This window comes from Aquimonas sp., assembly GCF_044377145.1.
Lineage (GTDB): Bacteria > Pseudomonadota > Gammaproteobacteria > Xanthomonadales > Xanthomonadaceae > Aquimonas.
Genome location: NZ_JBILJQ010000105.1, coordinates 1 through 11,471, shown reverse-complemented (window position 1 = coordinate 11,471; position 11,471 = coordinate 1). Strand labels below are relative to the sequence as shown.

Sequence of the window (11,471 nt, the reverse complement as noted above, 5' to 3'; positions counted from 1 at the left end):
CTCTACAACCACCACTTGCCACAGAAGGCGCTCAACCACGAGACTCCGGTTCTGGCGCTCAAACGCTGGCAATCCACCCACCCGGAACTCTTCGTCAAGCAGGTACGCGATCGTCCGGGATCTGACAGCTACTGACCATTGAAGAACGTGCCGGTGCGCCGCGAGTGGAACTGACCCATGACTTGCTGGTGCCGCTGGTCGCGCGAGCGCGGGAGCGGAGAGAGGCGGAGGAGAAAGCGGAAGCGGAGCGGGTGGAGGCAGAGCGGTTGGCGGCGGCAGAGCGCGAGCATTTGGCGGCGGCGGAATGGGTTGCTAAACAGGCCAAAGCGGCGCAGCGGCGGGCACGCCTGGTTTCGGTGGCGATGGCGGTGTTGTTTTTGCTGGCCTTGATTGGCGGCTGGCAGGCGTTGGAGCACACGCAGAAAGCCCAGGAAGGGCTGAAGCAAGCGGCGGAGCGGGCGCAGGGGCGAGCACGTGAGCAACTGGTTCTTGGTGAGCGCGAGAACTACGTGGCCTATTTGGCTGAGTCGATTGACTTTGATTTCACGGTCGCAGCCAATGAGGCAGAGCTCGCGGTGCAGCAACGCACTTCACCAAGGCTAAAGTCGGTACTCGAACACAAAGCTTGGGTGAGCTCCGCCACGTTCAGCCCCGACGGCACGCGCGTGGTGACGGCAAGCTTTGACAACACCGCGCGCCTCTGGGACGCGCAGAGCGGGCAGGCGATCGGCGCCCCGCTCCAGCACGAGAAAGATGTCCACTCCGCCGCGTTTAGCCCCGACGGCACGCGCGTGGTGACGGCAAGCTTTGACAACACCGCGCGCATCTGGGACGCGCAGAGCGGGCAGGCGATCGGCGCCCCGCTCAAGCACGAGGAAGCGGTCACCTCCGCCGCGTTTAGCCCCGACGGCACGCGCGTGGTGACGGCCAGCATGGATGGCACGGCGCGCATCTGGGACGCGCAGAGCGGGCAGGCGATCGGCGCCCCGCTGATGCACAAGCGCTGGGTCAACTCCGCCGCGTTCAGCCCCGACGGCACGCGCGTGGTGACGGCAAGCTTTGACAACACCGCGCGCATCTGGGACGCGCAGAGCGGGCAGGCGATCGGCGCCCCGCTCAAGCACGAGGAAGCGGTCACCTCCGCCGCGTTTAGCCCCGACGGCACGCGCGTGGTGACGGCCAGCATGGATGGCACGGCGCGCATCTGGGACGCGCAGAGCGCCGACATGCTCGGTGCACCCGTCACTGCGGACGACCTCATCGCCCTTTCCGGCCGCCGTGTCGCCGACAATGGCCAACTCGAATGGCTCCCCGGCCCGGAGTTGATCGCCTTGATCAGCAAAGTCAGGGCCAAAGCCGATCAAGGCACCACGAAGAAGGACCAACTTGTGCGCTGGCATTTTGCCGATCCTGCCACGCGCACCATCTCGCCCTTCTCCCAGATCACCGTTCCGAAACACATCGAACGTGAAATCGCTTGGGTGCTGGAACGCCCGCAAACCGAAGAAACCGACGGCCCGAACTACAGCCCCAAAATCCTCAACGACGCCTACAACCTCGACCCCGGCCACCCGCTCATCCTGCTCGCCCTTTCTGTCTTCGAAACCCGCGCCGAAACCAAAGCACTCTGGAAACGCCTGAGCTTCCCGCGCTTCGAAAATGACGCCCGCCTCGCCGCTCGCGCGGCAGAAATCCTGCTGATCGACAAAGACCCGGAGAACGCGAGCACAGCAGCGCACATCGCGCTGGCACTTCCAACGGCCCGCGCGGAAGACCGAGCCAAGGCACAAGCTGTGCTCAATCAAATCGCTAAGGCTGCCAACTGAGCCATGGATCGCGAAGCCATTGCCCCGCTCACAAAGGCGTTGGTGACCACCGTGCCCGAGTTCGACATCTTCATCTGCTATCGCCGCGCTGCGTCGGCGATGGATGCGGCGCATCGGTACGACCACTTGTCGCGGGCTTTCGGCGAGACGGTGTTCATCGATCACGAATGCCTGCGCGCCGGTCAGCATTGGCGTGGGCGCATTGATGAGGTGGTCGCTGGATCGGCGGTGATGGTGGTGCTGCTCTCCGCGGGCTGGCTGGAAGAGATCGAAGAGCGTCACCGCGAACACCACGTGGACGAAGTGATGCGCGAACTGGGTATGGCGCTGGAAAGTGGAAAGGTCCTGTTGCCGGTCTTGCTGGATGTGGCAAGGGCGGCGACTTCAGCTGACGCACAGCGATTCCCCGCAGACACCAGCGCGTACCGCGTCGTCCAGGCGCTGGCCGACACGCACTCGCTGCGCTGGCACGCGGTCTCGCGCGGTGCTGATCTGGACCAGTTGCGTACGGATCTGACGAACTATCTGCCGCGTTTCGGTGAGCGACTGCTCCGCCGCTGTCAGCAGCATCTGGCGAGGCAGTTGGATGCTCGTAGCGCTCAGGAACCCTGGCGCAGCAAGTTCAAGGGGTTGACCGATGCGGTGCAGCGGCCAGAGCTGAAGCCGATGCTGGTGCAGGCGCTGGAGGCAGACCAGGCGGTGTGCGTCTTGCACGCCGAAGAAGGCGTCGGCAAGACCATCGCACTGGGTTGGTTATTGCTGCGCTGCAGCGATAGACCCGTGCTGCTGGCCGACGCGAGCGATCCGGCATGGCGGCTTGGTTTTGCGCCGGGTGTAGCGGCCTTGTTGAAGGCCGGTACACCGCGGTCACATGGACTCGACTGCGAGCGAACTCCGCGACTGGTCAGCGACGCCGAACTCGAGCTGGCACTGGCGCAACCCTTGTTGATCGTCATCGACGGGTTGAACGAACCCGAAGAGGCGGACGGGATCAACTGGCGCAGCCTGCTGCAGGAAGCGACTCAGTTGATTGAGCGGGAGCGCCCGTGGCGGCTGCTGGTCACTGTGCGCAGCCATGCGTGGAAGCATCGCATCAGCTCCAGCAGTCTCAGTGCGGCGTGCCAAGAGCTCTGCATCCCCTTGTGGTCCGACAAGGAGTGCAGGGCGCTGGCTGAGCGGCTGGGCTTTGCATGGGCGCAGTTGGATCCGGAAGTGGCGAAGCAGCTGCGCAAACCGCGCATGTTGATCGCGGCAGCCCGCATTCCGCCGGAGAAACTGCAAGGCTGGGAACTGAGCTATGCGCTGGTGCTCTTGCTCGATTTGCAGCAGCGTGGCGATGCCGAACATGCCCGCCTGAGCTTCGACGACTACTGCGGACTCCTGCAGGACTTGGGAAAGAACACCCTTGCGGAGTCACCGCTGACGCGTGATGTGCTGAAAGTGCATTGCACGGCGCTGGACGACGCCGAGGTGACGCGGGAACTGGAGCTGCTGTGTGATCAGGGCCTGATCCGCCGGGACCACGCCAAGTTGCGGATCGACGAGCAGGCCGCCAGTGTGGCGATCGGACTGCGGCTGCTGCAGATCCTGCGCGACACGGGCAAGTCCGATCTTGATGACTTGCGTGAGGAGATCGCCCGGACGCTTGCCGACGGACAGGACGACACCACCGGCAAGGCTCTGGGGCACGCGATTGCTGCCGGTTTGCATCCGCGCATTGATGGCGCCGGCAAAGTGCGCGCAGACGGCGATCCGGTGCTGAGCGCACTCTTTCTGGAATGGCAGCGGCGCTACAACCGAGGCGCATCGCCGCGTCGTCAGCTGCGCTGGCTGCTGCCCGAGCTCGGATCGCTGGCGCAGTCCGCTGCATTGAACGATCCAGAAGACTGGCTGGCGGATGCACTTCAAGCAGAGCCTGCCGATCCGATTCGAACGGCTTTCCTGCGGCGACTCGATCAGTGGTTCACGGGCATGGATCTCGCCGCCGAATCCTTCACCGGCCCAAGCAATCAGGCGCGAGTTGAAAAGCGGCGCTTGCGCTTCCAGCAGGGCCAGAGATTGGTCGGCGGTCTGCGTGAAGCCGGATCGAAAGAGGCGCGGTTGCGGAGCTTGGGACTGGAAGTGGCCAAACGCTGTGCACTGGACCCACGCGCTATCGACTTGAACGCACTGATCGTCGCAGTCGCTGTGCAACCCGCCGATGGCTGGGACCCGCTGATCAAGTGGGTGTGCAAACGCCCGGAAGACTGGTGGCCGCTGCTGGAGCCGATCTGGGCCAGCGTCGCTGAGCGTGTGGACATCGGTGAATTGCGCGACAGCATGGCCAAACTGTTGCGTGCGATGTGGCCGACGCCGGTGTGCTTGCGACGCATTGAGTTGCCCGAAGAAGGAGGTGGGTCGGAGCATCGAGAGGGTTCAGCGTACCGTCGTCTGGTTGATGTGAACCAGTCGCCCGACGCCGATGCTCTGAACCGCCTGCACGCCCATGTGGACAGTGCCGGCCTGCACATTCGCCAACCGGAGCTTGCAGCACTTGCCTTGTGGTCGCCACATCGCCTGCAGCTGCACATCGCAAGCCTGATTGATCACGCTACCAACCCCGATAAGCCCATTGGATTTTTCGGCACCGAGCTGGCGCGTCTGGCTCCGCTGCTGACACCAGTGCAGGCACGGCGCCTTCGCGTTCGGGCGAGTGAGGGATCGGACATTGGCGACAGTCAATGCAGTCTACTCAGCCTTGCAGGTGTCTGGCAGCTGCCCCAAGCCCGTCGAACGGCGGCCATGCTGCGTCACTTGCGGTTGATGGACCTTTCCGACGATGAACTGTTGGCCGCATCCCTCACTGCAGAGGCGGCAGCCCAGTTGGTGAAGCGGCTGGTGCGCGATCCACAATCCGCGAAGGCCGGAAGAATTGCATTATGGCTGTGCCTGGCATGGAGTGAAGGTGATTCGGAGGCGCTCAAGTCAGCCCTTGCGAACGCGCTTCCTTCGCTGTCCAAGTTTACGCTGCCACCTGCGACCGAATATTGGTTGTTGCGCCTTTCCCATTGGCTGCGGCTTGACGCACTGGCAGTTCATATGATCGATCTAGATTGGTCATATGTGGCCGACACCGACCCTTACATTCAGACGCAGAGGGCGCGCAGTGCGGTGCTGTCCGCTTCGGCCACGCTGGGTCCGCAGGCACTGCGGACGCGCTGCCATCCGGACCATTGGCGGTTTGCAGCTGAGCCCGCGCAAAGCGAGCTAGCCGCCGAGCGCGCGGAACGGATGAGTGAATTTCTGTTGTCCGACACTTCTGAGATTCATCAATCCCTGGCCAATTCGCCGGACCCTACCGTGCTTCGAGAAACGGTCCGACGATATCCACAGTTACCAGCAATCATTATGGAACTGCCAGATTCGTACCGCACTGCACGCGCCATCGAACTGGCGTTTGCATTGGTTCCTCAAGAGACAGCGAGATGGCTGGACTTGATGCGTGAGGCAGTTATCCGTCAATCGGGATTCAGTAGCACAACGAACGGCATCAACAATCGCTACCTCATCGCCTTCAAAACCCCGGACAGTCCCGAAGCTCGCGAAATCTGGAATGCATTGCTGGACGACATTGAGAACGACGCCGAATTACTGCAACTGGTGGTGGCAGCCAAGCAAGGCCGGGGCTCAGACTGGCTGCAGTCCTGTGCAAATTTGGATCCGTCGTCCATTCCCCATCAACAACTGCGCACCGCAACCCTTGCCGCCATGATCGGCGTCACAGCCGAGCGTGCTGCCGTTACGGCAGCCACACAGTCGCATGGCGGCTGGATGGCCAAGGGCTTCGAGCACGCGCTTGCGCTGTATGCATCCGATGAGCTCGCCCTCGCTTGGTATCGCCGCTTCCGCTCGGCGCCAACCTGGCCTGAGGCTTGGGGCAGCTGGCATATGCAGTGTGAGTGGGTCGATCTGCGCAGACGTCTGTGGGAAGACAAGGAGTTGCCCGCGCATGCACTGCCGGACACTGCCCGCTTCGAGGCAGATTTCCATCGCGATTTGAAAAATGCCATTGACAGGCAGAACAAGCAGCTGGAGAAAACGCGCTTTGGATTTGCGATCTGAGGGAGCGCATTGCTCAAGAAGCGTCGGCGTCGCGGGGCTCGCCCGCGCTCGTACCAGCAGCCGCCGCCAGGCCCCTTCAATGCATCTGTTGCAGGTTGCAGGGATGGTTACAAGGCGGTCTCGGTCGGGCGCGACAGCTATCTGCTGGAACGGGCGCCTTAGCTTCGGCCATTCCAAACCCGCCTGCCCGGATTCGCAAAAAATTTGACGCGAAACACGCTTTGCCGCCGCACTGCTATCCTGATGCCCCGTCTCCCCTGAACCCCCCAACGCATGCGCATCCTGGTCACCGGCGCGGCCGGCTTTATCGGTTCTCATCTGACCCAGCGCCTGCTGGACCGCGGCGATGAGGTGTTGGGCTACGACAATCTCAACGATTACTACGATGTCGCGCTGAAGCAGGCGCGGCTGGATCGGTTGACGCCGCGGGCGGGTTTCTCGTTCTTGAAGGCCTCGCTGGAGGATCGCGCGGCGCTGGAGCAGGCGTTCGCGTCGTTCCGCCCGCAGCGGGTGGTGAATCTGGCCGCGCAGGCCGGCGTGCGCTATTCGCTGGAGAATCCGCGCGCCTACATCGACGCGAACATCGTGGGGTTTTTGAACATTCTCGAGTGCTGCCGCCACGGCGGCGTCGAGCATCTGGTGTATGCCAGCTCCAGCTCGGTCTACGGCGCCAACCGCAAGCTGCCGTTCGCGGTCGAGGACAGCGTCGACCATCCGCTCAGCCTGTACGCCGCGACCAAGAAATCCAACGAGCTGATGGCGCATACCTACAGCCATCTGTTCGCGCTGCCGACCACCGGCCTGCGCTTCTTCACCGTCTACGGGCCCTGGGGCCGGCCGGACATGGCGCTGTTCCTGTTCACCCGCAAGATTCTAGCCGGCGAGCCGATCGACGTGTTCAACCACGGCCGCCACAGCCGCGACTTCACCTACATCGACGACATCGTCGAGGGCGTGATCCGCACGCTGGACCGCGTGCCCGGCCCCGATCCGGCGTTCGACCCACTGCAGCCCAGCCCGGCCAGCAGCGCCGCGCCGTACCGGGTCTACAACATCGGCAATCATCGGCCGGTGCAGCTGTCGCGCTACATCGAGCTTATTGAACAATCGCTGGGGCGCACCGCCGAGAAGCGGCTGCTGCCGCTGCAGCCGGGCGATGTGCCGGACACCGAAGCCGACGTGGCCGCGCTGATGCGCGACACCGGCTACCAGCCGGAAACTCCGGTCGAGGTCGGCATCGCCCGCTTTGTCGAGTGGTATCGGGCGTTCTATGGGGTCTGAGCTGGGGCGGGACTGCAGCGGCTGGCCCAGCCCGCAGCCTGTCCAGGGCGGGCCGTCCGCAGGACGTGTGTAGGAGCGGGGCGAAGGCATGAGCACATCGTCAGGCACACGAACACTTCCAACCAGCGCGCTGAGCGATTGGCTGCCGTTACGCACGCGCCAGCAGCGCGGATGCAGTGCGCCGATCTTCGCCAGCCGCTGCCTCAGCTACGCCGGGGCAGCGGCCGGCAACTGCGGCGGCGGTGGCGGCCGTCGATATGTCGACGGCCCCTGCCACCTCATCGCTGCCCCAACACTCGACGGCTGCACATGCCCCAAGCCAACCGGCCGAGTTCGAGCAGCTGATGATCACCCTGTGCGGAGTGAGCTGCTGCGCGAGGTCGATATCGACCCGGATGCGACCTTCTTTGAGCTCGGCGGACATTCGCTGCTGGCGCTGTCGAGGGTCTGTCGGGTCGAGGCCCTGTGCGGGCGTCGGCGGTCGCTGCTGCGGGTCGGCCAGACCCGTCTGCGCGGGTTTGCGCTGGATCGGGCGCACGACGAACCGGCCCTCGACCCGGCGGCCACTCCGCGCCGAGCCGCGCTCGGCTGGCTGCGTCGGCTGTTCGGCCGCACGGCGTGACGCGTCTGCTTGACCAACGCGCTGCGGGCTCGCGATGGGCTGAGACGGGGTCGCCGCTCGCTCGGTGCAGTCCGCCCAGGTGCTTGTGGGTACAGTTTTTGCAACACTCCGAGGCGGCGTCGCGTTCCGATGCCGCTTCGCACTGGGCCGCGGCGGTTCGGCGAGCCTCCTCACTCACCACCCGCCGGTGGCAGGTGAGCTGCAACCGCCACCCCGCGCCGGGCCACGTATGTTCATGCGCGCCCGGCGCTGTTCTTACCGATGAATAGGTACCCATGATTCCTGTTCCTGCTTGCCCCGTAACGATGCGCGTTCCGCTGGACCACGGCATTTGACCGTGCACGCCCGAGTACGCCACTGGGCGGCACGCTCGTCGCACCCGGCCGCCACCGGCCTGCGTGGGCTGCGACAGCGGCTGCGCCGCTTCACCCTGCCGGCGCCGCGGGTGCTGGTGCGGCCGCTGCTGTGGGTGTTTGTCGGCCTGCGTGCCGGCCTGTATTTCCTGCGCAGCAAGTTGATCGCCGAGCCGCTGCTCAAGGCGTACTGCAGCCGTTACGGCAAAGGCGTCACCGCCGGCATCTACGTGCCTTGGGTGTTGGGCCACGGCGAACTGGTGTTGGGTGACTACGTGCGCTTCAGCGGGTTGATCGAAATCCGCTATGCCGCCAGTTTCGTCGCGCGGCCGCGGCTGGAGATCGGCGACTACAGCGACATCGCCCACAACACCAGCTTCGTGATCGGCCGCGAAATCCGCATCGGTCGACACGTGCAGATCGCCGACGGGGTCAGCCTTCGCGACTCCGGCGGCCATGCCAGCGACCCCGCCCTGCGCTTGGCCGGCGCGCCACCGGCCGATGGCGAGGTGCGGCCGATCGTGGTCCACGACAACGTCTGGATCGGCAGCGGTGCACTGATCATGCCCGGCAGCGAGATCGGCGAGGGCAGCATCGTTGCGGCGCGCGCCGTGGTCTCGGGCAAGGTGGCCGCCTACACCGTCGTGGCCGGCAACCCGGCGCGTCGGATCGGCGTGTTGACGCGTTCGAGCGCGGTCGAACACACCGAAGTGTCCACCGCGGCTCAGCCTACTGAGCCACCGGCCGCATGAATGCTAGGATGCGGCGCCTTGCGGCCGTGCCTCGCGCGCCAGGGCCGCGTCGAGCCTGACAGGCCTCTCCGCGGCCAGCCGTTTCCAGCCTTTTCGAGACACCCCGCATGAACCCGATCGAAGCCCAGGTCCGCGCCTTTCTTGCCGACCAGTTCCCCGCCAGCACCGATGCGCCGCTGGCGGCGGACACCAGCCTGTTCGAGGCCGGCATCATCGATTCGATGGGCGTGCTGAGCCTGGTCACCTGGCTGGAAGAGGCGTTCGGATTCACCGTCGAAGACGATGAAGTGCTGCCGGAAAACATCGACGGCATCAACGCGCTGGTGCGCTACATCGAAGCCAAACAGGCGGCCGCCGCGCCGTGATGCGTTTCGAGGCCTGCCTGCGTGATACCGCCGCGCGCAGGCCGCAGCACACTGCCCTGGTCTGCGCAGATCAGCGCCTGAGCTACGCCGGGTTCGACAGAGAGGTTGAGCGCTGTGCCGCCGCACTCGTCGCCGATGCCGGCCTCGCCAACGGCGAGCGCTGCGTGATCTTCGCCGACAACCGGATCGAAACCTGCGTCAGCATCTTCGCCACCCTGCGCGCCGGCGGCGTGTTCAGTGTGATCAACCCCAGCACCAAGGCGCACAAGCTGGCCTGGGTGCTGAACAACTGCGAAGCCAGCGTACTGACTACCCAGGCCAGCCTGCTGGGCGTCGCGTTGGAGGCCGCCGCGCAGGTGCCAAGCCTGCGCAGGATCGTGCTGATCGACGGCGATGAGGCCGGCCTGCAGATACCTGCACCGCTGCCGACGATCGCCTGGTCGGCCTGGCAAATGCTGCCGGTGGCGCCGCTGCCCGCCGCACCGCGCGGCATCGATATCGACCTGGCGATGCTGGTCTACACCTCGGGCTCCACCGGCGAGCCCAAGGGCGTGATGATGACCCATCAGAACGTGCTGTTCGCCGCGCGTTCGATCAGCAGCTATCTCGACGTGGGCGAGCACGACGTGGTGCTGAGCGTGCTGCCGCTGGCCTTCGATTACGGCCTGTACCAATTGCTGATGGCGGTGCTGTGCGGCTACACCCTGGTGCTGGAGCGCAGCTTCGCGTTTCCGCAGAAGGTGCTGCCGCTGCTGGCCGCTGAAGGCGTCACCGGCTTTCCGCTGGTGCCGACGATGGCGGCGATGCTGGTGCAGATGAAGGCCTTCAAGCCGGGGTGGGCAGCACCGGTACGCTTCATCACCAATACCGCCGCCGCGCTGCCGCCGACGCACATCGCCCGACTGCAGCAGATCTTCGCCGGCGCGCGGGTGTTCTCGATGTACGGCATGACCGAATCCAAGCGCTGCACCTGGCTGCCGCCGGGGCAGCTCGCCACCCGCCCGGACAGCGTCGGCATCGCCATTCCCGGCACCGAGATCTGGGTCGCCGATGAAGCGGGACAGCCGCTGCCGCCCGACACCGTTGGCGAGCTGGTCGTCCGCGGCGGCCATGTGATGCAGGGCTACTGGCGCAACGAAGCCGCCACCGCCAAAGCGTTGAAGCCCGGCCGCTATCCGTGGGAACGCGTGCTGCACACCGGCGACCTGTTCCGCATGGACAGCGCCGGCTACGTCTACTTCGTCGGCCGCCGCGACGACATCATCAAATCACGCGGCGAAAAGGTCGCGCCGAAGGAAGTCGAGGCCGCGCTGTACGCCCTGCCCGGCATCAAGGAGGCCGCCGTGATCGGCGTGCCCGACGACGTCCTCGGCCACGCCATCCGCGCCGTCGTGGTGCTGGCCGAGGGCAGCGCGCTGAGCGCACGCGAGATCCTGCAGCACTGCCGCAGCCGACTCGAAGACTTCATGGTCCCGCGCGACATCGAATTCCGCGAAGTGCTGCCGAAAACCGACACCGGCAAGATCCAGCGCGCGCGCCTGCAGGCCGAGGCTGAGGGGCGGGAATTCGGCGCGGAGTAGCGGTCGCCGTGCTCGTCGCGGCGACCAACGCGATGGCGATTGGGCCCCGACGGCGCGAGCGGGCCGAACTTGACTGGTTCCGTGCGGAGCCGCTTTCAAGCTCGGCGAAGTCGGAGACATGCGTCCGGCGCCGATAACGTGAACAGCTCAGCGAGACCCGGGCGCAATTCGGGCCAGCCAGGGTAGTTCTTCGGCTTAACCAGAATTACCACGCTAGATGAGCTCAGCCGCCTCCCGCAGGCGCTCGGCCATGGCAGCCAGGCCGTTGCGTTCGAAAGCGGTTGCGAACTCGTCCGGCGTCAACGGTGGTGACTTCGAGCGCGAACGCATTTCCTTGAACGCGGCGAGCGCACGTAGGGGATCCAGATCAAGCTGCGCAATCAGAAAGTCATCGGGATGGATGGCGCAGAGTCCATAGACGCCGAGAGCCTCGGGTGGAAAATCTCTGAGGTTGGCAGTCACGATGTAAGCGTCCGCCCACCTCACCTACCTTCCTTACCTGATTCTCCCGACCGTCTCCGGTTTCCCCAACGGAGGACCGGTCGATGGCGTGTTCGGAGGCGTGGCGGTGGCGGGCGCATGTGCGCTCGC

The 11,471-nt window shown here is 65.1% G+C and carries 8 protein-coding genes; 7 read left to right on the top strand and 1 reads right to left on the bottom strand.

What is annotated here, in order from left to right:
- Nucleotides 1-164 precede the first annotated feature (164 nt).
- The 7 genes from ACIQ7H_RS20445 (at nt 165) to ACIQ7H_RS20415 (ending at nt 10,880) form a co-directional block, all read left to right on the top strand.
- Nucleotides 165-1,826 carry a WD40 repeat domain-containing protein gene (locus tag ACIQ7H_RS20445; RefSeq protein WP_395795033.1) on the top strand — a complete coding sequence of 554 codons (1,662 nt, stop codon included), beginning with the start codon at nt 165-167 and terminating at the stop codon, nt 1,824-1,826.
- A gap of 3 nt (nt 1,827-1,829) precedes the next feature.
- Nucleotides 1,830-5,927: a TIR domain-containing protein gene (locus ACIQ7H_RS20440; protein ID WP_395795031.1), complete on the top strand. Its 4,098-nt coding sequence runs from the start codon at nt 1,830-1,832 to the stop codon at nt 5,925-5,927.
- Nucleotides 5,928-6,200: 273 nt separating this feature from the next.
- Nucleotides 6,201-7,208, top strand: coding sequence for an NAD-dependent epimerase (locus ACIQ7H_RS20435; protein ID WP_395795029.1), 1,008 nt, complete (start codon nt 6,201-6,203; stop codon nt 7,206-7,208).
- A 355-nt stretch (nt 7,209-7,563) separates the two neighbouring features.
- Nucleotides 7,564-7,830 carry a phosphopantetheine-binding protein gene (locus ACIQ7H_RS20430; RefSeq protein WP_395795027.1) on the top strand — a complete coding sequence of 89 codons (267 nt, stop codon included), beginning with the start codon at nt 7,564-7,566 and terminating at the stop codon, nt 7,828-7,830.
- 337 nt (nt 7,831-8,167) lie between these two features.
- Entirely contained in the window at nt 8,168-8,935 is a 768-nt protein-coding gene (locus ACIQ7H_RS20425; RefSeq protein ID WP_395795025.1) for an acyltransferase, read from the top strand.
- A 107-nt stretch (nt 8,936-9,042) separates the two neighbouring features.
- Nucleotides 9,043-9,300: an acyl carrier protein gene (locus tag ACIQ7H_RS20420; RefSeq protein ID WP_395795023.1), complete on the top strand. Its 258-nt coding sequence runs from the start codon at nt 9,043-9,045 to the stop codon at nt 9,298-9,300.
- On the top strand, nt 9,300-10,880 hold the full coding sequence (locus ACIQ7H_RS20415; RefSeq protein ID WP_395795021.1) for a class I adenylate-forming enzyme family protein: 1,581 nt from the start codon (nt 9,300-9,302) through the stop codon (nt 10,878-10,880). The genes ACIQ7H_RS20420 and ACIQ7H_RS20415 overlap by 1 nt, the downstream gene beginning before the upstream one ends.
- Before the next feature lie 213 nt (nt 10,881-11,093).
- On the opposite strand, the gene ACIQ7H_RS20410 is transcribed toward ACIQ7H_RS20415, so the two are convergent.
- Nucleotides 11,094-11,342, bottom strand: a complete 249-nt coding sequence (locus ACIQ7H_RS20410) for a hypothetical protein (protein ID WP_395795019.1) — start codon at nt 11,340-11,342, stop codon at nt 11,094-11,096.
- Nucleotides 11,343-11,471 lie beyond the last annotated feature (129 nt).